General features: G+C 65.0%; 23 protein-coding genes. 17 read left to right on the top strand and 6 right to left on the bottom strand.

Features of this window, described 5'->3' with window-relative positions:
* Nucleotides 1–46 precede the first annotated feature (46 nt).
* The 6 genes from QA600_RS13185 to QA600_RS13210 all read left to right on the top strand — a co-directional run bounded on the left by QA600_RS13185 (nt 47) and on the right by QA600_RS13210 (nt 5119).
* Entirely contained in the window at nt 47–679 is a 633-nt protein-coding gene (locus tag QA600_RS13185; protein ID WP_278292405.1) for a metal-dependent hydrolase, read from the top strand.
* 78 nt (nt 680–757) lie between these two features.
* Nucleotides 758–1831, top strand: coding sequence for an AI-2E family transporter (locus QA600_RS13190; protein ID WP_278292406.1), 1074 nt, complete (start codon nt 758–760; stop codon nt 1829–1831).
* Between the two features lie 401 nt (nt 1832–2232).
* Nucleotides 2233–2724 (top strand): hypothetical protein, encoded by a 492-nt coding sequence (locus tag QA600_RS13195; RefSeq protein ID WP_278292407.1) that lies wholly within the window; start codon nt 2233–2235, stop codon nt 2722–2724.
* On the top strand, nt 2724–3431 hold the full coding sequence (locus tag QA600_RS13200; protein WP_278292408.1) for a hypothetical protein: 708 nt from the start codon (nt 2724–2726) through the stop codon (nt 3429–3431). Before QA600_RS13195 ends, QA600_RS13200 begins: the two co-directional genes overlap by 1 nt.
* Nucleotide 3432: 1 nt before the next feature.
* On the top strand, nt 3433–4041 hold the full coding sequence (locus QA600_RS13205) for a hypothetical protein (protein WP_278292409.1): 609 nt from the start codon (nt 3433–3435) through the stop codon (nt 4039–4041).
* An 88-nt stretch (nt 4042–4129) separates the two neighbouring features.
* Nucleotides 4130–5119 (top strand): hypothetical protein, encoded by a 990-nt coding sequence (locus tag QA600_RS13210; RefSeq protein ID WP_278292410.1) that lies wholly within the window; start codon nt 4130–4132, stop codon nt 5117–5119.
* Between the two features lie 466 nt (nt 5120–5585).
* Here the strand turns inward: QA600_RS13210 and QA600_RS13215 are convergent, their stop codons facing one another.
* The 6 genes from QA600_RS13215 to QA600_RS13240 all read right to left on the bottom strand — a co-directional run bounded on the left by QA600_RS13215 (nt 5586) and on the right by QA600_RS13240 (nt 11204).
* Entirely contained in the window at nt 5586–6143 is a 558-nt protein-coding gene (locus QA600_RS13215; protein ID WP_278292411.1) for a PH domain-containing protein, read from the bottom strand.
* Nucleotides 6144–6372: 229 nt separating this feature from the next.
* Nucleotides 6373–6783: a CoA-binding protein gene (locus QA600_RS13220; protein WP_278292412.1), complete on the bottom strand. Its 411-nt coding sequence runs from the start codon at nt 6781–6783 to the stop codon at nt 6373–6375.
* 232 nt (nt 6784–7015) lie between these two features.
* A complete protein-coding gene (locus tag QA600_RS13225; RefSeq protein WP_278292413.1) occupies nt 7016–7294 on the bottom strand; it encodes a hypothetical protein in 279 nt (92 codons plus the stop codon).
* An 863-nt stretch (nt 7295–8157) separates the two neighbouring features.
* A complete protein-coding gene (locus tag QA600_RS13230; protein ID WP_345782028.1) occupies nt 8158–8511 on the bottom strand; it encodes a hypothetical protein in 354 nt (117 codons plus the stop codon).
* 175 nt (nt 8512–8686) lie between these two features.
* On the bottom strand, nt 8687–8905 hold the full coding sequence (locus QA600_RS13235; RefSeq protein WP_278292415.1) for a hypothetical protein: 219 nt from the start codon (nt 8903–8905) through the stop codon (nt 8687–8689).
* 109 nt (nt 8906–9014) lie between these two features.
* Nucleotides 9015–11204 carry a VWA domain-containing protein gene (locus QA600_RS13240; protein WP_278292416.1) on the bottom strand — a complete coding sequence of 730 codons (2190 nt, stop codon included), beginning with the start codon at nt 11202–11204 and terminating at the stop codon, nt 9015–9017.
* A 34-nt stretch (nt 11205–11238) separates the two neighbouring features.
* Here QA600_RS13240 and cobN point away from each other — a divergent pair, with 34 nt between their 5' ends.
* From cobN to QA600_RS13295, 11 genes are all read left to right on the top strand, one after another.
* Nucleotides 11239–15135, top strand: a complete 3897-nt coding sequence (gene cobN / locus QA600_RS13245; protein WP_278292417.1) for a cobaltochelatase subunit CobN — start codon at nt 11239–11241, stop codon at nt 15133–15135.
* Nucleotides 15128–15928, top strand: coding sequence for a precorrin-8X methylmutase (locus QA600_RS13250; RefSeq protein ID WP_278292418.1), 801 nt, complete (start codon nt 15128–15130; stop codon nt 15926–15928). Before cobN ends, QA600_RS13250 begins: the two co-directional genes overlap by 8 nt.
* Nucleotides 15925–16764: a cobalt-precorrin-7 (C(5))-methyltransferase gene (locus QA600_RS13255; protein WP_278292419.1), complete on the top strand. Its 840-nt coding sequence runs from the start codon at nt 15925–15927 to the stop codon at nt 16762–16764. The genes QA600_RS13250 and QA600_RS13255 overlap by 4 nt, the downstream gene beginning before the upstream one ends.
* 164 nt (nt 16765–16928) lie before the next feature.
* The gene (gene cbiT, locus QA600_RS13260) at nt 16929–17540 is read left to right on the top strand and encodes a precorrin-6Y C5,15-methyltransferase (decarboxylating) subunit CbiT (protein WP_278292420.1); all 612 of its coding nucleotides are present in this window, start codon (nt 16929–16931) and stop codon (nt 17538–17540) included.
* Entirely contained in the window at nt 17537–18439 is a 903-nt protein-coding gene (locus tag QA600_RS13265; protein WP_278292421.1) for a cobalt-factor II C(20)-methyltransferase, read from the top strand. The genes cbiT and QA600_RS13265 overlap by 4 nt, the downstream gene beginning before the upstream one ends.
* The gene (locus QA600_RS13270; protein WP_278292422.1) at nt 18439–19374 is read left to right on the top strand and encodes an SAM-dependent methyltransferase; all 936 of its coding nucleotides are present in this window, start codon (nt 18439–18441) and stop codon (nt 19372–19374) included. The genes QA600_RS13265 and QA600_RS13270 overlap by 1 nt, the downstream gene beginning before the upstream one ends.
* Nucleotides 19375–19596: 222 nt before the next feature.
* Entirely contained in the window at nt 19597–20592 is a 996-nt protein-coding gene (gene cbiG, locus QA600_RS13275) for a cobalt-precorrin 5A hydrolase (protein WP_278292423.1), read from the top strand.
* Nucleotides 20589–21467, top strand: coding sequence for an SAM-dependent methyltransferase (locus QA600_RS13280; RefSeq protein ID WP_278292424.1), 879 nt, complete (start codon nt 20589–20591; stop codon nt 21465–21467). The genes cbiG and QA600_RS13280 overlap by 4 nt, the downstream gene beginning before the upstream one ends.
* Nucleotide 21468: 1 nt before the next feature.
* On the top strand, nt 21469–22458 hold the full coding sequence (gene cobJ, locus QA600_RS13285; RefSeq protein WP_278292425.1) for a precorrin-3B C(17)-methyltransferase: 990 nt from the start codon (nt 21469–21471) through the stop codon (nt 22456–22458).
* Nucleotides 22459–22473: 15 nt separating this feature from the next.
* On the top strand, nt 22474–22740 hold the full coding sequence (locus QA600_RS13290) for a ferredoxin (protein ID WP_278292426.1): 267 nt from the start codon (nt 22474–22476) through the stop codon (nt 22738–22740).
* Nucleotides 22737–23474, top strand: a complete 738-nt coding sequence (locus QA600_RS13295) for a cobalamin biosynthesis protein (protein WP_278292427.1) — start codon at nt 22737–22739, stop codon at nt 23472–23474. The genes QA600_RS13290 and QA600_RS13295 overlap by 4 nt, the downstream gene beginning before the upstream one ends.
* The last annotated feature ends 52 nt before the right edge of the window (nt 23475–23526 follow it).

Consider the following 23526-nt stretch of genomic DNA (forward strand, 5'->3'; position numbering starts at 1 on the left):
ACCCGACACGTTGAAGCCTTTCTGTCCCCTTAGTAGGGTCACTATGATGCTTCCGACCCACGCTCTCGGCGGCATGGCACTCGCGTTGCCGTTGCTAGTCGTCGCTCCGGAGTTTGCTCCCCTGGCGCTCGGAGCGGGACTGGTCGGAGGGATCTTTCCCGACCTCGATATGTACGCCGGCCACCGCAAAACCCTCCACTTCCCGGTGTACTACAGCGTGCTTGCCGTCCTCGCGATCGGCGTCGCGGTACTCGTTCCGACGGGAGCGACCGTCGCCGTCGCCGTCTTTCTGCTCGCAGCCGCTCTCCACTGTGTGACCGACGTCCTCGGGAGCGGACTCGAGTTGCGCCCGTGGGAAGGGACGTCCGACCGGGCGGTGTACGATCACTACCGCCGAACCTGGATTCCGCCACGTTACCTGGTTCGATACGACGGCTCGCCGACGGATCTGATGCTCTCGGTAACGCTCGCGCTCCCGCTTCTGTATACGCTCGAGGGCGAGTTCCGGTGGGTCGTGCTCGGGATCGTCGTCGTCGGGGCCGCCTACACCGCGCTCAGGCGGCGTCTCGCCGATCTCGCGACCGTCGTCGCTCGGCGAATACCGACGGGCATCCGGCCCTACGTCCCGAAACGATACCTGGAGGACCTCGAATCCGAGACGAGCACGACGAGATGCTAGCGGGCCGATATCGGCGTATCTGGTCGAACACCTGCTGAAGTATTAAGGGCTAAATAGGTCGTTTCGGAATGGGTGGGTATGGATCTCCGCGTCGTGTTTATGCTGTTTCTCGTCGCGCTTCTCGGCGTCATAAGCGCCCTGCTCTTGCTCCCGCTACTGCAATATATCGTCGCGGCCGCGCTGCTGGCGTTCGTCCTGTTTCCGGTTCACGACCGACTCGCCGCTCGTACGGTCGAAATTCGAGGGCGGACGCTCACGATTTCGCCGCGCATATCGGCGGGCGTCGTAACCCTCTTCGGTGTCGTTGCCACCGTTCTTCCGTTACTCCTCGTCTCCATTATCGTTCTTCAGACCGTTCTCTCGTTCCTCGAGGAGTTCGACGACCTGGCGATCGCCGAGACGGTCCAGGAGACGGTCTACGGGCTGGGAATCGACGACGCGACCGTCGACGAAATAGAGCAATTCCTGAGCGCGGAGGTCGAGGGGTTCCTCGAGCAGGGTATCGAATTCGTCCTCCAGGAGCTAGTCGGACTGCTCGACACGAGCTTTCGCGTCGGTCTGGGAATCCTGGTACTTGTCTTTCTTCTGTACTACTTCCTCGTCGACGGGCGGCGGTTGGTCGGTTGGATGGGTGCGGTCGCACCAATCGAAGACGAGACGCGAACGGAACTGGTAGCCGAAATCGAGGGCGTCACGTGGGCAGTACTGATCAGTCACGTTCTCGTCGCGCTCGCGGAGGGTGTGCTGGGCGGAATCGGACTCTACCTCTTGGGCGTTCCGAACGTCGCGTTCTGGTCGGTCGTGATGGTCGTCGTCTCATTTCTGCCCGCGATCGGGATCTGGCTGGTCTGGTTGCCGATAGTCGGCTACCTTCTTTTCGTCGGTGATCCCGTCGGTGCACTCCTCCTGTTAGCGTACGGCGTTACGGTCCTCTCGATCGTCGACAACTACCTGCGTGCCTTCCTCGTCGATATTGGGTCCGGTGTGCATCCAGGGACCGTCCTCGTCGGCGTGATCGGTGGACTCTACCTCTTTGGCTTTCTGGGATTGATACTCGGTCCGGTCCTTCTGGCGATGCTCAAGGTCGTCCTCGAAGTTTTCAGCGAAACGCACACCGCCGATACCGGAGAGCGAAACGCTCCATGGGATTGAACCACGTTCTTGCGGTCCGAACGTCGCAACGATTGGACTCAGTCGCACACCGATTGTCCAACCGTCGTACAACCCGGCACGCACCGACTATCAACGACTTTGATAATGGATTCGAATGACACTAGAATACGCATAAAAGCCGCTCTAAGTGCGCTTTTCGGCCGTTGCGGAAGTTCCGTACCGAACGGCTCGAGGAAGCACGGTTAAGAATCGAATACCTTCATATGTCGGAGGGAGACTGTGCAGGGACGCTCGGTATCATACCGAAACCGGGACTGGTACGTCGTATTATGTGACAACGCTTCTTAATTGGAAGATCCAATAGAGTAACGCAGCGTGAACGTCTTCCCCGCACGTTCGTCGACGAGAGACGGTCCGGGGAAGAATCAGGAGGCAATTAAATGTCAACCGATAATACTGAAATCGATGGGGAGCTTGGAACCGATCACTCGAACGCGATCACGACGGAGACGGAATCTTCCGACACGGAACCGACAGTTTCCGATTCGGCTGTGGATACCGAAGACAGCACCGTCGTCGGTGGCCTCAGCGAGAACATCGCAGGAGCGCTCGTCTACCTCTTCGCACCGTTTATCGCCGTGCTGTTCTACCTCCTTGAGGATCGAAACGAGTTCGTTCGCTTCCACGCCGCACAGAGCATCGTCGTCTTCGGCGGCTTCTTCGCCGTCGGGATGGGCGTATTCATGATGGGGTTCGTCCTCGAGTTCCTGCCGTTCGTCGGCTGGATGCTCTCACTGGCGATCTCGATGCTGACGTTCCTGGTGCTCGCTCCCCTCGGGTTTATTCTCTGGGTACTGCTGACGTACAAGGCGGTTACGGGTGAGCGATACGCCCTCCCCGTCGCCGGCGAGATCGCAGAGAGGTACGTCTGATGGGAGTGCGCCGGCGTTCGTTCGTCGCGATCGCCGGGCTCACCGCGCTGAGCGGCTGTCTCAGCGTCGACGACATCACGAACCGGGCGAGAAGCGAGGCCAGCGATCGGGCGGGCGACGAGCTTCGAGATCGAACGGGGATCGACGTCGAGACGCCCGAGGAGCCGCCGGAAACCGACGAGGAGTGGCGGCTGTACGAGTTCGAGCCGGGCGAGCGCTACGAGTACCGCATCGAGACCGAGGAGGACGGCCCCGGAACTTTCAGCTGGATCGTCGAGGACGCGGGGGAGGACCAGCTCGTCGTCGACACCGAGCTGGTGTTCGAAAGCGGGGACGAGTTCGCCCGAACCGTAACCGGCACCCAGGACGAGGTGTTCTCGGAGCTACTGACGACGCCGGCGGCGATCTTCATCGGCTCGGGGCTGCACTCGCCGTACGTCGTCGCCGACGAGGGCGTGTACCTCGGCTACGAGTGGCGGGTCGCGACCGACGAGGGGAGCTTCCGCTACGCGGTCGAGGACACCGACTCCTACGTCGGGACCGACTGCTACGTGGCCGTGACCGAAATCGACGGCACGGTCGTCCACGAGAGCTGTCTCTCACCCGACCTGGCGTTTCCGGCGTTCGTCGCGTACTACGACGAGAACGGCGAGCAGCTGCTCGAGATGGAGCTCTTCGAGTATGGAGAACCGAGTGGCGGGAACTAGGATGACAACGAAATCGATTGGAGGGACGACGGCGAGCCGGAGGGACGATAGGAGGATCGATCGGCGAACGGTGCTCCGAGCACTGGGCGTTGCGAGCGTCCCACTCGTGAGCGGGTGCTTCAGCGGAGACGAGAACGGCGACGAGAGCAACGACGACGAAGGCGGGGAAACGAGCGACGAGCCGACCAGCAACAGTGACGACGACGGTACCGACGAGAGCGAGAGAAGTGTCGGGACCGCGGAGATTACGTTCCTTGGCGATACATACACCGACGACGACGCTTCCTGTGACGGGCGCAGGACCTTCCCGCCGGAGAACGAAATGATCGGCGTCCGTGATATGGAGGCGGGTATAGAGTTCTTCGTCGAACGCGATGACCCGGCAGAGTCAGACGTGGTCGAGGTCGAGATCGCGTTTCCGGCCGGTGACCCGGGCGAGACGATCGGCGAGGTCGAAGCCTACAGTGCCCGGACGACCGTCGACGAGATCGAATTCGAACTCGGCAGCGGCACGTCGGGCAGCCTCCACCTCGAGCCCTCGTCCCACATGAACGACGACGTAGAACACGACCCCGACGGCGGGGAGATAACCTGGGAGATAGCATGCTAACACGAGAGACATCCACGGTACGGAACCGCACGACGACTTCGGCGAGGGAGTCCTCGTCGTCACCGACGAGCCGGTGGAGGGCGTAGCGATGGTTCTGCACTTCCTGAAGGCGACGAGCGTCTTCCTCAAGACGCTCCCGTTCGTCGCGCTGCGGATCGCCGTCGGGATCCTGTTCGGGCTCGTCACAGTGGTCTACTTCGGGATCGTCGGTTGGCTGGTACTGACGCTGCTCGACGCGGGAACCATCTCCGGACCCATCGGTGGGATCGGGTTGCTCGTCGCGACTCTGATCTTCCTGGCCGCGATGCGCTTCGCCCGACGGTACGTCCTCTACATGGTCGCCGCGGGTCACGTCGCCGTCATCGCCCACATCGTCGAGACCGGCGAGACGCCGCGAAACCAGCTCGCGTTCGGCACCGGACAGGTGCGGTCGCACTTCAAGGAGGCCAACGCCCTGTTCGTCGTCGATCAGCTGGTGAAGGCGGCGATCCGACAGTTCAACAACACCGCCATCTCGCTGTCGAATCTGGTGAGCTTCGTTCCGACGCTTTCGAACATCCTCACTGTCCTCCGGAAGGCGATCGGACTTGCCGCCTCCTACATCGACGAGGCGATTATCGCCTACGTCTTCATCGCCGAGGAGGAGAACAACTGGCGAGCGGCTCGAGACGGCGTCGTCCTCTACGCGAAGACCTGGAAGTCGATCCTCGGTTCGACGCTGGCGATCATCCTCGGGATGTACGCGGTGGCGTTCGGACTGTTGCTGGCGCTGACGCCGCTGGCCGCCGTCTTCGGGAGCCTCTCGCCGACGTTCGAGATCCTCGGCTGGGTCGCCGTCGCCGGGATTGGCCTGACGGTCTACCTCGGCGTCCTCAGACCCTGGGTGAAGACCGTCGTGATCACGACGTTCCTGATCGAGTCCCGCGAACTGACGCCGGACAGCGAGACGGTCGACTTCCTCGAGCGCCGATCGAAGAAGTTCCGGGAGCTGACGGCGAAGGCCGACGCCGAGGAAACGGAGACCTACCCGACCGAGGACTCGTCGGACGGCGACGTTCCACAGAGGGAGCCCACCTAAAACCACGTCGCGGGACGGTAGGGAGCCGGCCCGAACCGCCGAGGTCTGCAAAAGAGCCACACCGCACTTCCGATGAACTTTCCGAAGTCGCCGGTCGGCGTATTCACACTGGTATCTCGCGTCGTCTCGTCGGTTCGGTACGAGTTCGAGACCGTCTGGTATGTGTGTGAGTGTCTTACGGAAAGCATATTAGCGACTGGTGTCGTTCGTATTACATGGCACAGTACGCAACAGACCGATGTACCGACTGCGGTGGACGAAAGATCGCTCGGGCGGACAACTCCGTCTGGTGTCCGAACTGCGCCCTCTTCCGTCCCGATACGTAGCCGCCTCCGGCCGGGTCCGACCGGCCACGGCGAGTTCGCCATCGAGCGGGCGTCAGTCCGAAGACCTGCTCGAGCCGAGGGAGACGCTCCTCGCGTCTCACTTTCGAGCGAGCGCACGAGTGCAAACCGCGGCCGCCCTCTCAGAGATCGTCGTTAGGTTGGGGCGTTCGGCTCTCGCTCAGCAGATGCGTAAGCGTTCGCTTGACTCGTTCCGGGTTCGGAACGCTGCGAAAGGTGACGTCGTCGGTCGACGTTCCGGCCGTGTATACCACGACGTCGCCAAACGAGAGCGCCCGCTCGAGTGCCGATTGGTTGTACCCGGTGTTTTGGACCCTGTCGAGGCGGACCTGCGTGACGTCTCGAGAGATGAGCCCGTGTTTGACGTAGATCTCCTCGTCGGTGATGACGTACAGCAGCCGGAGCCAGTTGAGGTACGTCGCGCCCACCTGTCCGACGCCGGCCAAGACCAGTACCAGCGGCAGATACGCCACCCACGACGGGACGGTCTCGCCAGTGATGACCCCCGAAAGCCAGACGGTAAGCACGATCCCGAGCACCGCGAGACCAATCCCGAACGCGACCGAGGCTGCGATCGTCAGCCACGAGGGACGGCCCGCCCACTGAACCTGCTCGCCGTCGGTGAGGTGAAGCCAGTCCGCGGCCGCGAGGTCGTCGTACGACTCGTGCGTTTCCTCCATCGGTACTACGTTTCGTCTCTTCGATACTGGTCCTTTCGGACGATGAGGTCGTTTTCCGACCACCGGCGAGTGCCCTCGACCCCATCGATCCACGAAAACGATACCCCATCCGTTACGCTGAGTCGGCTTTTGGCTTCCCCGTCTTCCTCACGATTTCACGTCACCTCGTACGCTGTGTGAGTCGTGCACCGACGAGTTACCCTTCCGAGGCCCCGAACCGTCGAGACAGTCAGTGCATGAGCATGCCGTACTCGGCTTTCATGCATCGATCCTGAACAACTCTAATTCCGGCGCGCTCGGCCCGTCGTGTGGCCGTCTCGTTGCTGATACCGAGTTGCATCCAGACCGCCTGCACGTCGTCACGCTCGAGTACCGCGTCGACGATGTCGTCGACCTCGTCGCTCGGGCGGAAGAGCTGCACGATATCGATGCTCGTCTCGACGTCGGAGAGTGAGGCGTAAGCGGGTCGTCCGAATACCTCATCGGCGTAGGGGTTGACCGGAACGATCTCGTAGCCCTTTCGCTGAAGGAACGCGGGGACAATGTGGGCAGCTTTCTCGTAACTGGTGGACGCTCCGACCACGGCGACCCGCTCTAGCTCGAGGATCTCCCGGAGTCCGTCGTCGTCTTCGACTGGCATACGGTATGTTGTCGGGCCAACCGATTGAGTGTACCGACACCAGGTAGCTCGACAACGTATCGATTTCGCGCTTTCAGCGGTCTCTTTTCCTGCGCCTCGGCGGGCGTAGCGGGGTCAAGGATTCTGACGAACTCGAGCTTTCGGCTCGCCGAGTTCCCGCCACGATCGAGGCGTTCTGCGACCGATCGCGTCCGTATTAGTTCTTAATTCTCGGGGAGTTCTGTGGCGCCAGTTACGTACCGTCCTCGTCGTCTCCTTCACCACCCTCGTCCTCGGCGTCGGTATCGCGGCCGTACCCCTCTACCTCCTGAATTTCGGCGTCGTCGTCTCCGTTGTCGGTTTCGTCCCCCTCGTCGCCGCCGTCGTCATCCTCACTTTCGTCGTCGCCGGTATCGTCCCCCGTTTCGTCTTCGTCCGTTCCGCCGTCTTCGTTTCCGTCGGTGCTCGTCTCCTCCCCCTCGGTCTCGTCCGGTCCTTCGTCTCCGAGATCCCCGCAGCCTGCCAGTCCCACTACCGCACCTACGCCAACGAGTGACACCATCCGGCGACGGTTCAGGGTTCGATCTGTCATAGTGCAACTCAGGTACGGCCGAATGGGGTAATAAGGACGGCCGATAGTTCGAACGATCAGTATGGATTAGGCGTACTCCGGCTGAATTAGAGTGCTGATGAATGTAACTAACTCAGTTAGCCGCACCGTACTCGTTTCTCGTCACGCGGTATCGAAGCCGAAGCCCGCGATTTCGGTCGTCGGTAGACGTCACCGCGGTTCTGTGACCACGAGTAGGGAGTACCGAACGGCAGGCCAAACGACCGTCCTGGTACCGTCCGGTCGAGTCGGTTTGCAGAACGGAGAGAACGGTGGACCGACTCGGTCGGTGCACGCAAACTTACCTCGGGAGCTGTAACGTGAGCGACTGACACTGCTACGAGCGTAACGAGTGTCGTTCTCAAAGCGTCTCGCACGTTGAGGACGACGCTACTGAGGGGCGTTTATCTGTCCTGTTCTACTATCTCTCGTTCCCACATCCACTTGGAGATGAACATCGTCCCGAAGACGGCGATAATGATAACGACGTAGATCGGATCGCCGGGTAGGAACGCAAAGTAACCAAATTCCAGAAGCAGGTTCACAGCGAACGCCAGCGAAAGAGCAATAGCCGCGACTTTGGGGACGTCCCTCGCGAACTGGACGAAGATCGCACCAAAGATCGCCGGAACGAGATAGAGCTCGAGCGAAACTCCGAACGGGTACTCCGTGGAACTATCCCTGCTGTTCTACGGAGAGACAGCGAGAGTGTCTCGAGGCTTGCCCCCGAGGTACTTCACAGTTCAGGGATCCGGAGAAGTCTCACCCGACAGCTGAACGTTCACTTAGACACCGGTATAGCCAGCGAGATCCAGGTACGGCGTTACCACGGATCGTTCGACGGCCAGTTGGACCGACTCGCTTTCTCGATCGTAGTCGACGAGGTTCATCTCCTGCAACAGTGGCAGGTGATGGTGTGCCAGATCGGTGAGGATCCGCTCGTACCACTCGTACGACGGGTTCTCCTCCTTGATCGCGATGTACTCGGCGAGATCCCCGAGCGAAATGGCCGCAGCCTTCTGTGACAGGTAGGCGACCGTCTTCTGACGACGTGCGTGTGAGAACGCGACGAAGAGTTCCGTCGGGGTGATCTCGGAACGATTCCCGCCAGGTTGGTTCGGACCGTGAGCGTGGGGCATCATAGGCGAGTGAGGTACTACACCGATACAGCGCGAGCCAACATCTCTCGAAAGCCAACATCAGTAGAGTACGTCTACCCTCGGATGAGCGAAGCGCAATTATAACCTTTGTCGTTGGCCCACTGCTCAAACGGAGCGCTTGGCTCTGGTTGACAAACCTTCCCAGAACGACGATTTACTCTTCGAGAGCGGTCGGCTCGAAGCGGCGGTCGTCCGGCGCATCCTTTTCGATCGTTACGCCCCAGTTCGGAGCATCAGCGGCCGGAGAGACGATTTCCCACGTTCCCTCGACGGCCGCTCCGTGTCCGAACGCGGTGAGAACCAGGTCTTGGAGCTCGTGCTCGAACGCTGCTGTTGCATCCCTGGTGGAGTGAGGAGAATGATTGGATTCCATGATAGGGAAGAGAGCGGAACGACGCGTGATCGCTGTACTCTCACACCTTTCAAGCCCCGAATATTAATAACGGTGTCGTTCATTTCGGGCGACCGGTTCTCGAGGCGCGTTACTCGGCGCCCGCCGACTCGGCGGTCGAACGAACCAGTTCCGGTGAGAGAGCGGATAGCGGGACGCGTTCGCCGTCGGCCTCGTCGGCAACGAGCCCCGAGAGTCCGGCACGGGGGTCGTCACCGGCGTCGACGACGAGGAGCTCCGCTCTAGCACTCCCAAGCTTCTGGGCCGCCTCCCGTGTCGCGTCCGTCGGGCTTCCGTCGGCGACGTTCGCCCTGCCGTCGGTAACGAGGACGACGACGGCCCCCTCCGACGCCGATCGCTCGACGACCGCTCGGGCGGTCTCGAGGCCGGCGGGCAACGGCGTTCGGTCACCCGACGGCAGCTCCTTGAGATGGCGCGCAGCGAGGGAGACGCTATCAGTCGGCGGAAGCAACACGTCGGCGCCGTCGCCCGCGAACGCGACGAACGCGACCTCGTCGCGGTGCTGGTAGCTGTCCCGCAACAGCTCGAGTACGACGCCCTTGGCGGTTCGCATCGCGGGTCGCATCGACGCGCTCGCGTCGACGGTGAAGACGATCGTCGTCGACGTCTTCCCGGCTCGCACGGACCGACGTAGGTCCTCCATCTCGACGTCCGACGCGCCACGGGCCGCAGCGGACCGGACCGACGCCGCGGCGTCGATCGGGCCGTCGTCCGACGCGGATTCGGTCCTGACGCGAGCACCCCGGTTCTCGGTGTCCGGTGCAACTGTCGTTCGGCTCCCTTCCGTACGGCCACGGCGGTCGCCCGTGACCTCGTCCGTCTCGAGCGCAGGCGTGCTCGCGTCGCCGACCTCGGCCCGACGGCCGGGAACGAGCGGTCGAGCGTCCCCTCCATCCTCGTTCGATTCGGTATCGGTGCCGTCGTCGTTCGATTCTGTACGATCCTCGCTCTCACCGTCCGATCCGTCGCGATCGCCCGCGGTCGCTCGTCCCGCCTCGGTCGAAGCCGAACGATCGTCGTCGCCCGGTCGCCGTCCGCGCTCCGTTCCGTCGCGCTCGCCGTCGTTCGTGCCGTTCGAGCAGTCCGAGCTACCGTCGGTCTTATCAGACTCGTCGTGGTCGCGGTCGTGGCCCTCGTCGGCGTCGGGTTCGTCCTCACGGACGTCCTCGGATTCAGGTTTGCCCTCGTCGTCCCCGTCGCCCTCGTCGCTTCCGTCCGTCTCGTCGGACGACTCCTCGTCGAACCGATCCTCGAGCAGGTCGTCGAGCTCCGGTTCGTCCTCGAACGGCGTGCTCCGGAGGCGATGCGGGAGCGTGTAAGTAATCGCTTCGCGGACGTCCGACTGGATCACGGTCGTTCGCCCCTCGAGAGCGGCCAGCGTTCTGGCGGTCCTGGCCGTCGCGATGTCGCCACGGTGGCCGTCGACACCGGCCTCGAGACAGAGCTCGGCGATTTCGGCTTTGAACTCCTCCAGAAGGTCGACGTGGGGGAGGCGCTCGCGCGCTTCGGTCACCGTCTCGCCGAGCCGGTCGACGTCGGCAGCGTGCGCTGTCGGATTCGGATCGGCGCTACGGCCGATCGCCTGGTCGATGATCTCGACGCGGTCTGCGACGTCCCGACAGCCCTCGACGGTCGCCTGGAGGGCGAACCGGTCCCGAAGCTGTGGGCGCAGGTCGCCCTCCTCGGGGTTCATCGTCCCGATCAGCGTGATGTTCGCGGGATGAGCGACGCTGATTCCGTCTCGCTCGACGGTGTTGACGCCGCTGGCTGCCGCGTCGAGGACAACGTCGACGAGGTGGTCCTCGAGCAGGTTGACCTCGTCGACGTAGAGGATACCGCGGTTCGCGCGGGCCAACAGCCCGGGATCGAACTCGACCTCGCCGGCGAGGGCGTCCTCGACCGAGAGCGTTCCCACGATCCGGTCGCGGGTCGCCCCGAGCGGGAGCGTGACCAGCGGCACGGGTCGTGTCTCGACGGGTAACTCGTCGGGATCGCGCTCCCGGCAGTCGGCACACTGTAGCGTCGGATCGTCGGGCGCGCAGCCGTACCGACAGTCCGCGACAGCACGCTGATCGGAGAGGAGATCGGCGAGTCCACGGACGGCGGTCGACTTCGCCGTGCCCTTCTCGCCGACGATCAGCGCGCCGTCGAGTGCGTCGTTCACAGCGATCGTCAGCAGCGCGCGCTTGAGCTCCGACTGGCCGACGATCGCCGGAAACGGGGTTGACGACAGCTTTTTGCCCCCGGCGTTTGCAACCATAGTTGCGCTAATACAACAGAGGTTTAAAAATTCGATGGCACGAATCGGGATCTACACGGCGACGGAGAACGAGCTCGGATCGATCGGACGCGCAGCGAAACGTCTCGAGGACGTCGAACTGGTCGTTCGCTCGGAGAGCGACCTCGAGGACGAGGCTGCGATCGAGGCGTTCGTCGAGGAACTGCGCGGCGCCGACGCGGCCATCTTCTGGCTGCACGGCGCCGAAGATAGTATGCCGGGTTACGAGTACGCGGCGGAGGCACTCGAGGCGGCGAGCGTTCCGCTGATCGTCAAGGCGACCGGCGACGCCTTCGCCCTTGAGGATACGACGGTCGTCAGCGAGCACCGCGAGGAGGTCTGTGAGTACCTCGAGCGCGGCGGGACGATCAACGTCGAGAACTGTTGTCGGTTCCTCGCGAGCGAGTACGGCGACCGCGACCTCGCGTACGAGGAGCCGACCGAACTCCCCACGGAGGGCGTCTACCACCCCGATTATCCGGGTGTCGGGTACGAGGAACTGCTCGAAACCCACGATCCGGGAAAGCCGACCGTGGCGGTCTGGTTCTACGAATCGCACTGGACCCACGAGAACACCCGCTACGTCGACGCGCAGGTCCGGGCGCTCGAGGAGCAGGGGGCGAACGCGCTGCCGATCTTCTGCAACCCGGCGACAGACACGGAAGAGCAGGAGGACGCCGAGTGGGTGACCGACGAGTGGCTGCTGGACGGCGCGGGGCAACCGGTCGTCGACGCCGTGCTCTCCTCCTTCATGTTCTCGCTGTCGATGGACGAGCGCGGCCGTTCGGCGAGTGATGAGGGCCAGAGCGCCGAAGATGTCTTCCTCGACCGACTCGGCGTCCCCGTCCTCCAGACCGTGACGACGATGCGCTCCCGGTCGCGCTACGAGGGCAGCGACACGGGAGTGATGGGATTCGAACTCGCGCTCTCGGTCGCGCTTCCGGAGTTCGACGGAAACGTCATCACCCACCCTGTCTCGGGGAAGGAACGCACCGACGACGAGGCTGGCATCGGATCGGCGCCGAAACATCACTTCCCGATCGAGGATCGGATCGACCACGCGACGCGGCTGGCGGTCAACTGGGCCGAACTCCGGCACACGCCCAACGAGGAGAAACGGATCGCGGTCGTACTTCACAACTACCCGCCGAGCGACGACGGGATCGGCACCGCGTTCGGACTCGACAGTCCCGAATCGACGGTGAACCTGCTCGAGGAGCTCGACGCTCGAGGGTACGACCTCGGTGGCGAGACCCCCGACGACGGGCAGACGTTGGTCGAAAAACTGACCTCGCAGCTGACCCTCGAGGACCGCTGGATCGCCCCGGAGGACGTCCGCGACCTCTCGGTCGACGTGGTCTCGACCGACCAGTACGGCGAGTGGTTCGCCGATGCCGACGAGCGGTTTCAGGAGAACGTCCGCGAGGAGTGGGGCGACGTTCCCGATCGGCCGTTCGCAATTCCGGGCGTCGAGTTCGGCAACGTCCTCGTCACGGTTCAGCCTCCGCGCGGGTTCGGGATGGATCCCTCGAAGGTGTACCACGACTCCGACCTGCAGCCGCCCCACGACTACTACGCGTTCTACGGCTGGCTGCGCAACGAGTTCGGCGCCGACGGCGTGGTCCATCTGGGCACCCACGGCAGCCTCGAGTGGCTCCCCGGCAAGACCGTTGGACTCAACGGGGAGAGCGCGCCCGACCAGCTGATCGACGACCTGCCGAACGTCTACCCCTATATCGTCAACAACCCCGGCGAGGGCACGCAGGCCAAGCGACGGTCGTACGCGGCGATCGTCGACTATCTCACACCGGTCATGCGGGCCGCCGGAACGTACGACGAGCTGGCCGAGCTCGAGGAGCTCGCGAACCAGTACCGCGAGGCCGGGATGGAGGACGCCCGCGCCGACAGCGGCGAACACCTCGAGGTGCTGATCCGGGAGAAAATCAACGAACTGGATCTCGCGGTCGAACTGGGTATTTCGGGTGAAATCACCGAGAAGGCCGACGTTCGCGGTCCCGAGGAAACCGGCACGACCCTGGCCGAGGGCGACGTCACGGGCGACGAACTCGAGATCGACGAGCTCGTCGAGCGAGTCCACGAGTACCTCACGGACGTGAAGTCGACCCAGATCCGACTGGGGCTCCACACCATGTCCCAGCCACCGGCCGGCGACCGCCTCGTCGAGTACCTCGTCGCGCTCACCCGCCTCGAGAACCCCGGCGCGCCGAGTCTCCGGGAGAGCGTTGCGGGCGTCCTCGGCGTAGACTACGAGCGGATGCTGAACGCGCCCGGCGAGTACGACGACGAGCTGGGTATGACCTACGCCGAGGCCGCCGACGAGGTGCGGGAGACGAGTCTCGAGCTGGTCGAGACGCTGGCGAAACACGAGTTCGACATCCCGGAGTCGGAACGCGATGCTGACCCCGGGGATGAGGTGAACATGAACCTACTCGTCGTCGATCTCGAGACGATCGGCGACGCTCGCGCGACGTCGGGCGCCCACGACGACCTGCGTGAGGTGCTGGAGTACATCTGCGAGGAGGCTCAGCCGCGCGTGCAGGGGGCCGAGGACGAGATTCCGCGCACCGCCGACGCCCTCTCAGGCGAGTACGTCCCGCCGGGCGGATCGGGCGCGCCGACTCGCGGCGGCGTCGATCTGCTGCCGACGGCGCGGAACTTCTACACGCTGGATCCCCGCAAGGTACCCGCCAGGCCCGCCTGGCAGGTCGGCAGCGAGGTCGCCGAGGGCGTCCTCGAGCGTCACCACGCGGAGAACGGCGACTACCCCGAGGAGATTGGCGTCGTCGCCTGGGGGACCCCCACCGTCCGCACCCGCGGCGAGACGATCGCCCAGGTGCTCGCGATGATGGGCGTCGAGCCACAGTGGACCGACGCCGGCCGGATCGACGACGTCGATCCGATCCCGCTCGAGGAGCTCGATCGACCCCGGATCGACGTGACGACGCGGGTTTCGGGACTGTTCCGGGACGCCTTCCCCGCCGCGGCCGGGGTCATCCACGACGCCGTCGACGCCGTGATCGATCTCGAGGAGCCCCACGAGCTGAACTACGTCAAAAAACACGTCGAGGAGGAGCAGGCCGAACTCGAGGCCGAGGAGGGTTTCGACGAGTCCGATGCCCACACGGCCGCCAAACACCGGGTCTTCACCACGAAACCCGGCGGCTACGGCGTCGGGACGAACAAGGCCGTCGACGAGGGCAACTGGGACGACCGCTCGGATCTCGCCGACATCTACGTCCAGTGGGGCGGCTACGCGATGGGATCGCGCGGACGGGTCTCGGACGCCCACGACGCCTTCGAGCGTCGGCTCTCCAGTGTGGACGCCACCGTGAAGCTCGAGGACACGATGGAGCAAGACGAGTTCGACTCATCGGACTGGTACGCGTTTCACGGCGGCTTCATCTCGGCGGTGAGCGAGATCGCGGGCGAGGAGCCCGCCTCCTACGTCGGGGACTCCTCGGATCCCGACAACGTCTCCGTCTACACCAACGAGGAGAAGGTCCGCAAGGCGATGCGCTCGCGGGTGCTCAACCCCGACTGGCTCGAGTCGATGGAGGACCACGGCTACAAGGGCGCTGGCGACCTCTCGACGACCGTCGACGTGACACTGGGCTGGGACGCCACCACAGGGGTCGTCAGCGACACCCTCTGGAACGAGGTCGCCGAGAAGTTCGCCTTCGACGAGGATCGCCAGGAATGGATGCGCGACGTCAACCCGTGGGCCCTCGAGTCGATCACCGACACGCTGCTCGAGGCGATCGACCGGGACCTGTGGGACGCCGACGAGGAGACCGTCGACCGGCTGCGTGACCTGAATCTCGAGGTCGAGGGCGACCTCGAGGCCCGGACGACCAACGAGGTCGTCGGTGCGGGGGTGACGAACGATGACTGAGGGTGCGCGGCCGACCGGCACGGGGTCCGACCCAGAGTACGACGAGGAGTACGCCGATCTCGGGGCGACGACGGAGAACGCCATGGAGATCGCCGAGACGAGCATGGACATCGTCAGGCAGTTCGTCCCCGACGAGACGCTCGCCGATCGGGTTCGACAGAAGTCGGTCCACTCGATGGGCGACATCGAGTTCCAACACCTGCTCGAGTTCACTGGCGGCGACGAACTCGGCGACGACGAGGACGCTCCCGTTCGGGCTGGCGCCCGCGCGGTGCTCGAGGAGGCGACGATCGTCACGGACATCACGATGGCCAAGGCCGGTATTACGGGTCGGGGCCACGACTGCGAGACTCGAAAGGCGATCGGCAACGGGGCCGAGCTCGCGAAGGAGACGGGTATGACCCGAACCGCTGCTTCGGTACTCGAACTCGACAGGCGCGGCGTCTACGACGGCTCGATCGCGGTCGTCGGGAACGCGCCGACGGCCGCCTTTGCACTCGCGGACTGCATCGAGGACGGCACCCGTCCCGCGGCGATCGTCGCGACGCCCGTCGGCTTCGTGAAGGCCGAGGAGAGCCGCCAGCGCGTTCGCGAGGTCAGCGCTGAGCACGGCGTGCCGGCGATCACGAACGTCGGTCGCCGCGGTGGGAGCGGCCTGGCGGCCGCGCTGACGAACGAGTTGATCCACGTCGCGAGCGACGTTCGAACGGGCGAGCTCGAGCTGGATCTCGCGGCCGAGATGCGAGCCGCTCGAGCGAGCGACGGCGCGACCGAGGACGACGAGGATCGATGAGCGACGGGTACGACCTCGATGCAGGCCCGGACCCGGCAACGTTCGCGGCTGGGAGCCCGGAGCCGGACATCGACGAGGAGATCAGCGACCCCGTCTACGTCGTCGGCGTCGGGCCCGGGAATCGCGAGTTCCTCACGCCCCGCGGCGAGCGAGCGATCCGGGAGGCCGACGTCGTCGTCGGCTTCACCACCGTCGTCGAGTTCGTCGAGGAGCTGACCGACGCCGAGCTGCTGACCTGCGGCTACCGGGACGAGGCCGAAGCGCTCGAGGCATTCAGCGAGCGCGTCGCCGCCGGCGAGTCCGGAACCGCCGTGGCGATGGGAGACCCCAACCACTCGGGCTATCAGTTCGTCGGGAAGGTCCAGGACGCCGTCGAGCGGAGCTCGACGAGCTCCGACTCGCACACTCGTCGGGATGCCGTGGAACGAGCGACCCCTGAGCGCCCGATCCGCATCGTCCCCGGCATCTCCTCGCTGCAGGTGGCCGCGAGCCGCGCCCGGATCCCGATGGAGGACGCCGAGTTCGTCACGCTCCACAAGAGCGGCGACCTCGAGGACGACGTCGACCGACTCGGGAGGGCCGTCGTCGAGGACGGCCGCCACCTGCTCGCGCTCCCGCGACCGTACGATCGGATGCCCGGCGACCTCGCCGCATTGTTGCTCGAGCGCGGCGCCGACCCCGAACTCGAGGCGTTGGTCTGCGAGAAGCTAACCCACGACGACGAGCGGATCCACCGGTTCACGGTGGCCGAGCTGTCGACCCACGCGGGCGGCGACGGTCCGGAGGACACCCCCTTCTCGGATCTGGTGGTGCTCGCGGTGCGACAACCCGTGTAGCGGTAGCCCGCTCCGCTTTCCGATTCCGACGCCCGTCCTTGCGCTCTCCTCAGTCACCCCGAGAATACAACGAAACTTTCGCTACCGAAACTCAGAATGCCCAATAGTAGTTGATCTAAACCAAACACAATTGTTTTAGTGGAGGCGCCAGTCATCCACTGGTGATGCCACCGATTGCGCTGCCACACGACGCGAAGGCCGGGCCGACGAAGGCGGAGGTCCGGGCCGTCACCCTCTCGAAGCTCGCGCTCGAGGCGGACGACCACTTCGTCGAGGTCGGCTCCTGTACGGGCGCCGTCACGATCGAGGCCACGCGACGGGCGGGGCGCGTAACCGCCCTCGAGCGGAAGGACGAACGGCTCGAGACGACCGAGAAGAACCTCGCGGCGAACGCCGACTCGGTGCGGGCCGACGTCGAACTACGGAACGCGGAGGCCCCCGAAGGGCTGCCCGAGGACGCCGACGCGCTCTTTCTCGGCGGGAGCCGCAACGTCGAGGCCGTGCTCGACCACGCCGCAGAGACGGGCGTCGATCGCGTCGTGATGAACGTCTCGCGCCTCGAGGTCGCCGGCCGGGCGACCGAGGCGTTCCGCGAGCGGGACCTCCTCGAGGAGGTCGTCCAGTTCCAGGTGAGTCACGGCTACGAGCTCGCCGGGGCGACGAGCTTCGACTCGGAGAATCCGGTGTACATGCTGGTCGGCAGCGCGACCGACAACGACGCGGACGGGGACGACGGAAAGCGAGTCGCCGCCGACGGTGGGGGATCGCAGCGATGACCCTCTACGGCGTCGGGCTCGGCCCCGGCGAGGCCGACCTCGTGACGGTCCGAGGAAAACGGATTCTCGAGGACGCGGACGTGGTCTACTCGCCGGGCCGACTCTCGCGGACCGTTGCCCTCGAGCACGTCCCAGAGGAACGGATCGGCGACCTCGAGTTTCCGATGACGAGAGACGAGGAGAAGCTTCGGGCGGCCTGGAAGGAGGCCGCCGCGGAGATCGCGCCCAACGCTCGCGAGGGCGACGTCGCCTTCGTCACGCTCGGCGATCCGAACGTCTACTCGACGTTCGGTCACCTGCGGCGAACGATCGACGCCTTCCACCCCGACATCGACCTCGAGATCGTCCCCGGCGTGAGCGCGGTGACGGCCTTCGCGACCGCGCTGGGCGTCGAGATCGAGGCCGGCGCGGGGCTCTCGCTCCGGGAGGCAGCCAGCGGGGCGAGCCCCACGGGGCCGGATCGGATGATTCTGTTCAAGGTCACCGACGCGCCGGCGACCCACGCGGGGCTCGTCGAGGCGGGCTACGAGGTGACCTACGGCCGCCGACTGTTCATGGAGCAGGGCGAGACGCTGGTGACCGACGACCCCGCCGAGATCGACGAACGGGACTACTACACGCTGGCCTACGCCGAGAAGGCGGATCTCGAGATCGAGCAGGCGACGGCGGCCTTCCGAACCGACGGAACGGACGGTCCCTCGAGCGACGAGTCGATCGCGGACGGCGGCAGCGAGTCGACCGTCGCGGGGCGACCGTCGGCGAACGGACCGTTGTCCGGACGCGAACGAGGTGTCGAGTTTCGTTCCCTTCCGGAGGATTCGGACGTCGACGGCACGCTCGTCGACCTCGAGCGTGCCGAGGGCTGTGAACACGGCGACTGTAGCGAGCACTGGTACTGATGGGTGAGACGACCGAGACGGACGACGACGGAGCTACAGACGACGGCGACCCTCAGAGCGCGATCGACGCGCAGGGGGATCGTCGCCGGGAGGAACTGGACGATCGAGTCTTCGACCACAGCGCGGGCGACGAACAGGCGGGGATCCCCTTCGTCGGGGCCGGTCCCGGTGATCCGCGGCTGCTGACGGTGGCCGGGGGAGAACTGCTCGAGGAGAGCGACCTCGTGGTCCACGCCGGTTCGCTGGTCAACAGCGAGCTGCTCGAGGCGTACTGCGACCACGCGGAACTCGTCAATTCTGTGGGGAAGGACCTCGAGGAGTTGATCCCGCTGATGCGGGACGCATACGAAGAGGGTCGGAACGTGGTCCGACTGCACAGCGGCGATCCCGCCATCTACGGGGCGGCGCTCGAGCAGATGGACGCCTTGGAGCACGAGGGCGTGCCGACCTACTTCGTCCCCGGCGTCACCTCGGCCTTTGCGGCCAGCGCCACCCTGCGGACGCAGCTGACGCTCAACGAGGTCGCGAACCACGTCGCCTTCACCCGCCCGCAGGGCAAGACCCTGAGCGCCGAGGAGGACCACATCTCCGATTTCGTCGAGATGGGCGACGTGACGACCTGCATCTACCTCGGGACTCACGCCGTTCGGGACACGATGGATCGGCTGCTCGAGGACGGTCACGATCCGGAAACCCCGGTCGGCGTGATCTACCACGCGTCCTGGCCCGACGAGGACGTGATCGTCGGCTCGATCGGCGATATCGCAGACAAGGTCGAGGAGGCGGGGTATCGAGCGTCTGCGCTGGTCGTCATCGGCGACGCCGTCACCGGCGCGGGCTACGAGCGCTCGTATCTCTACGGCGACTGGGCTAATCGGGGTTCTTCGGGAAGCTCGGCCGAAAACACGAGCGAGCCGGAGGCGAGCGATGACTGAGGAGAGTCGGGTGCGGTACCGCGAACACAATGAAAGCCCCCAGCCCCGTCGACTCGGGGGCCTCGCTGTGCTCCTCGGTCGGTCGCGACGCTCCCTCCCTGCGGTGCTTGCGTCGCCCGCCTTCGCCGACGGGGCTGGCCCCTTTCAGTCCCACCCCAGCGGTGGACAGGACGGGTCGATTCGGCGTGGAACGGGCGAGTTCGGTACGACGGAGGTTCGACAATGAGTTCAGGAACTGAGAACGCGGACGGGACGGACGACTCGAGTACAGACTCCGGTAGCCACTGTTCGACGCCGGATTCGGACGGCGAGGTGGCCGAGGAGATCGCGATCGTCTCTTTCGAGCGCAAGATGGAGACCGCCGAGAAGATCCGGGCTGAACTCGAGGAGCGCTACGAGTCGATCGAGATCCTCGAGTACCACGGCGACGTCTTCGCCGACCACTGGGGCGAGTATGACTGCTTTATCGGCCTCATGGCCTCGGGAATCGCGATGCGCAAGACCGCGGGTCTGCTCGACGACAAGTGGGACGACCCCGCGATCTGCGTCGTCGACGAGGAACTGACGTGGGCCATCCCGATCACAGGCGGTCACCACGGTGCCAACCAGGTCGCCCAGGACCTGGCGACGCTGGGCGCCGTGCCCGCGATGACCACCGCCAGCGAGGCGGCGGGCAAGCAGGGCGTCGAGTCGAAGGCCAAGGCGATGGACGCCCACGTCGTCAACGGCGACTCGACGGTCAAGACGAACCTCGCCGTGCTCGACGACGAGCTCGGTCCCGTCGAACGGCTCGAGGGTCCCCGAGCCGTCCTCGTCGGCGACGACGTCACCGTCCTCAAGCGCAACAAACGGGGCGGAATCGTCCTCGGCACGGGCAGCGTCTCCGGCGCCAGCAAGGACGCGTTTCTCGCCGCCTGGGAGGAGGCCCTCGAGCGGACCGACCACGAGATGTCGGACGTCGAGTTCGTCGCCACCGCGACCCGGAAGGCCGAGGAGGAGGGGCTGCTCGAGGCGGCCCGAGAGCTCGATCTGGGTGTTGTGGTCTTCGACAAGGAAACGCTGCTCGAACACGAGGGGCCGACACCCTCGAAGTCCAAGGAGCTGATCGGCTGGCCGGGCGTCTCCGAGGCAAGTGCGATCGCGGGCGGTGCCGAGCAGGAACTGGTGCTCGAGAAGCGGGGGTACGAAAACGAGGTCACGGTGGCGATCGGTCGATGAGCTCGGAGAGCGATTCGGCGGCGACAGAAACCACCGGAACCCCCGAGGACCACGGGACGCTTTCCGTGGTCGGCATCGGTCCCGGGCTGCCCGAGCACATGACGGTGAAGGCCAAGCGAGTGATCGAGACCGCGGACGTCGTCATCGCCTCGAGTCTCTACCAGGAGTTTCTACGCGACGACGGGACCATCCCCTCTACAGAACGGACGAACGAGGACGGCATCGCGACCCGAGAGGACGGCTTTGAACAGGAGATCGTCCGTTCGACGATGGGCCGCCAGATCGAACTCGCCCGCGCGGCGTTCGACTACGTCCGTGAGGGGAAAGACGTCGCCCACGTCTCGGGGGGCGATCCCTCCGTCTACGGCAAGTCGGACCTGATCTTCAAGATGGCCGACGAGGAGGATGCGACGGACGTTCCGATCGAGATCGTCCCCGGGATGACAGCGGCGCTCGGCGGCGCGGCCAACGTCGGCGCGCCGCTGTGTAACGACTTCTGTACCGTCTCGCTGTCGGACAAGTGGCGCGGCTGGGAAGAGATCGAGGAGAAGCTGCGCGCGGCGGCGATCTCCGATTTCGTGATCGTGCTGTACAACTGCTGGCGAAACTACGAGAAGGCAGTTGAGATCGTTCGCGAGGAGCGGACCGACGACGCCCGCGTCGCGATCGTCAACGACGCGGGTCGGGCCGACGCCGGCCGCAACGGCGAGAGCGAGTTCATCACGACGCTGGGCGAGGCCGCCGACCACGACGACAAGGTGTCGGGGATGGGAACCTCGCTGATCGTCGGCACCCACGAGACCGAGACCTGGAGCAACGACGACCGAACGTACCTCGTCACGCCCCGCGGCGGGCGCGACGTCGAGGACTTCTGATATGAGCACGGACACCAACGCGGAGACGGGCGACGAATCGACATCGAACTGTGGCGCCTCGAACGAGACGAACAGGACAACGGCGGAGTCATCCTCAAGCACGTGTGGAGCCTCGAGCACCGACGACTCGAGTTCGAACTGCGGCGCCTCGAGTTCCGCTTCGAGCGACGACTCCCACGAACAGGAGGTCGGGTCCACGGTCGAGGACTTCGACGCCGATCCAGGCCAGCTAACCGCAGTCGGACTCGGTCCCGGCCACGCCGAGGGGATGACCGAACGCGCCAAGACGGCGCTGCTCGAGGCCGACCACATCGTCGGCTACACGACCTACATCGAGCTCATTCCGGACGAAATCACCGAGGCGGCCGACGAGATCTACGACACGCCGATGTGTGGCGAGGTGTCGCGCACGGAGGAGTCGATCGACCGTACCCTCGCTGGAAACGACGTCGCCATCGTCGGCAGCGGCGATCCGAACGTCTACGCGCTTGCCGGGCTGGCCCTGGAGATCCTCGAGTCTAAGGGTGCAACGGCGTCGATGGTCGAGTTCGATGTCGTCCCGGGCGTCCCGGCCGCTCAGTCCTGTGCGGCCCGGCTGGGCGCGCCGCTGGTCAACGACACCGTCTCGGTCTCGCTGTCGGATCACCTCGTGCCGATGCCCGAGATCGAGTCCCGGCTGCACTCGGTGGCGAGCGAGAACTTCACGATCACGATCTACAACCCCTGGAGCCGCAAGCGCCGAGAGAACTTCCGGAAATGCTGTGAGATCCTGCTGACCCACCGCGATCCCGATACGCCCGTCGGGATCGTCCACGGCGCTGGCCGCGAGGACGAACAGGTGATGATCACCGAACTCGGCGAACTCGAGGACCTCGGCGAGAGCGAGATTATCGACATGACGACGACGATCCTCGTCGGCACCGAGGACACCTACGTCTGGGACGACCGGATGGTGACGCCGCGGGGCTACGAGACGAAGTACGACTACTAACGACGAGACAAACCAATGCCACGCTACGAACTCACCATCGAGAAGGACGCCTGCGACGGCATCTTCGCCTGCCTGACGCGCGACCCACGCTTCGTCGAGGGCGAGGACGGCCTCGCGACGATCGATCCCGACGCGGATCCGATCTACGACTGCGAGGGCGACGTGACCGACACCGCTGACCGGGTCGTCGCGACGTTCGACGACGACCGCCTCGACGAGGCGAAACAGGCTGCTGCGGCCTGCCCGACCGACGCCATCGTCGTCGAGGAGGTGGATAGATGAGCGAGTCGGTCGAGCGGGAGGACGACCCCCTCGAAATCGAGGTTCCCGCGGATCCGCTGGCGGGCCATCCCGCGAGCGCGTACTTCTGGGGCCATGTCGCCGGGAGCGGGGCGGTTTCAGACAGCAACATCGAGGTCACCACCAACGACGAGCGCTCCGCACGGGTGCTCGCAGCCGTCGCCGGCGGCGACCTCGAGCACGAGACAACGAGCCGCGAGTACGCCCACGACGCGGCGATCACCCGAACCGAGGACGAGTACACGCTCTCGATCGAGGACGACGAGGAAGAGAACGGCGAGGGCCAGGAGGACGGTACCAGGGGATTGCTCGGCCGCAGCAACGTGCTCGGCCTTCCCGTCGGCGGCCGCGGGAACTACCGGTTCAGCGCCTTCTCGAGCCACGACCGCGAGCTGCTTCGAGGACTGCTCGAGGGCTGCGGGACGATCTGTTTCAAGTCGAAGAGCGGCACCGTCGGGATCTCGTTCGTCCACAACGACCGGGACCTGCTCGAGTTGACCCGGGAGCTGATCACGGGGTGTCCGATCGAGGCGTCCGTCGACGACCTCTCGGAGACCTCCTCGGGCGGCTACTGGTTCGGAATCGACGACGCCGACGCGCCCGCGTTCGGAACGTGGCTCTACGAGGACTGCGAGGAGACCGGACTCTACGCGCCGAGTCGTCGCCGCAAGCTCGAGCGGAGCCTCGAGCAGGCCGAGGCGTACGACGAGCCGTAACCAAGGCGACCGAATCCGATCATGACTATCACCGACGAAAGACCACCCACGA

The sequence above is a fragment of the Natronococcus sp. A-GB1 genome (assembly GCF_029688845.1).
Lineage (GTDB): Archaea > Halobacteriota > Halobacteria > Halobacteriales > Natrialbaceae > Natronococcus.

Excerpts from the sequence above, each read along its gene's own strand:
- QA600_RS13185 (WP_278292405.1), top strand. The coding sequence starts at position 47 with ATGCTTCCGACCCACGCTCTCGGCGGCATGGCACTCGCGTTGCCGTTG.
- QA600_RS13190 (WP_278292406.1), top strand. The coding sequence starts at position 758 with ATGGATCTCCGCGTCGTGTTTATGCTGTTTCTCGTCGCGCTTCTCGGC.
- QA600_RS13195 (WP_278292407.1), top strand. The coding sequence starts at position 2,233 with ATGTCAACCGATAATACTGAAATCGATGGGGAGCTTGGAACCGATCAC.
- QA600_RS13200 (WP_278292408.1), top strand. The coding sequence starts at position 2,724 with ATGGGAGTGCGCCGGCGTTCGTTCGTCGCGATCGCCGGGCTCACCGCG.
- QA600_RS13205 (WP_278292409.1), top strand. The coding sequence starts at position 3,433 with ATGACAACGAAATCGATTGGAGGGACGACGGCGAGCCGGAGGGACGAT.
- QA600_RS13210 (WP_278292410.1), top strand. The coding sequence starts at position 4,130 with ATGGTTCTGCACTTCCTGAAGGCGACGAGCGTCTTCCTCAAGACGCTC.
- QA600_RS13215 (WP_278292411.1), bottom strand. The coding sequence starts at position 6,143 with ATGGAGGAAACGCACGAGTCGTACGACGACCTCGCGGCCGCGGACTGG.
- QA600_RS13220 (WP_278292412.1), bottom strand. The coding sequence starts at position 6,783 with ATGCCAGTCGAAGACGACGACGGACTCCGGGAGATCCTCGAGCTAGAG.
- QA600_RS13230 (WP_345782028.1), bottom strand. The coding sequence starts at position 8,511 with ATGCCCCACGCTCACGGTCCGAACCAACCTGGCGGGAATCGTTCCGAG.
- QA600_RS13235 (WP_278292415.1), bottom strand. The coding sequence starts at position 8,905 with ATGGAATCCAATCATTCTCCTCACTCCACCAGGGATGCAACAGCAGCG.
- QA600_RS13240 (WP_278292416.1), bottom strand. The coding sequence starts at position 11,204 with ATGGTTGCAAACGCCGGGGGCAAAAAGCTGTCGTCAACCCCGTTTCCG.
- cobN (WP_278292417.1), top strand. The coding sequence starts at position 11,239 with ATGGCACGAATCGGGATCTACACGGCGACGGAGAACGAGCTCGGATCG.
- QA600_RS13250 (WP_278292418.1), top strand. The coding sequence starts at position 15,128 with ATGACTGAGGGTGCGCGGCCGACCGGCACGGGGTCCGACCCAGAGTAC.
- QA600_RS13255 (WP_278292419.1), top strand. The coding sequence starts at position 15,925 with ATGAGCGACGGGTACGACCTCGATGCAGGCCCGGACCCGGCAACGTTC.
- cbiT (WP_278292420.1), top strand. The coding sequence starts at position 16,929 with ATGCCACCGATTGCGCTGCCACACGACGCGAAGGCCGGGCCGACGAAG.
- QA600_RS13265 (WP_278292421.1), top strand. The coding sequence starts at position 17,537 with ATGACCCTCTACGGCGTCGGGCTCGGCCCCGGCGAGGCCGACCTCGTG.
- QA600_RS13270 (WP_278292422.1), top strand. The coding sequence starts at position 18,439 with ATGGGTGAGACGACCGAGACGGACGACGACGGAGCTACAGACGACGGC.
- cbiG (WP_278292423.1), top strand. The coding sequence starts at position 19,597 with ATGAGTTCAGGAACTGAGAACGCGGACGGGACGGACGACTCGAGTACA.
- QA600_RS13280 (WP_278292424.1), top strand. The coding sequence starts at position 20,589 with ATGAGCTCGGAGAGCGATTCGGCGGCGACAGAAACCACCGGAACCCCC.
- cobJ (WP_278292425.1), top strand. The coding sequence starts at position 21,469 with ATGAGCACGGACACCAACGCGGAGACGGGCGACGAATCGACATCGAAC.
- QA600_RS13290 (WP_278292426.1), top strand. The coding sequence starts at position 22,474 with ATGCCACGCTACGAACTCACCATCGAGAAGGACGCCTGCGACGGCATC.
- QA600_RS13295 (WP_278292427.1), top strand. The coding sequence starts at position 22,737 with ATGAGCGAGTCGGTCGAGCGGGAGGACGACCCCCTCGAAATCGAGGTT.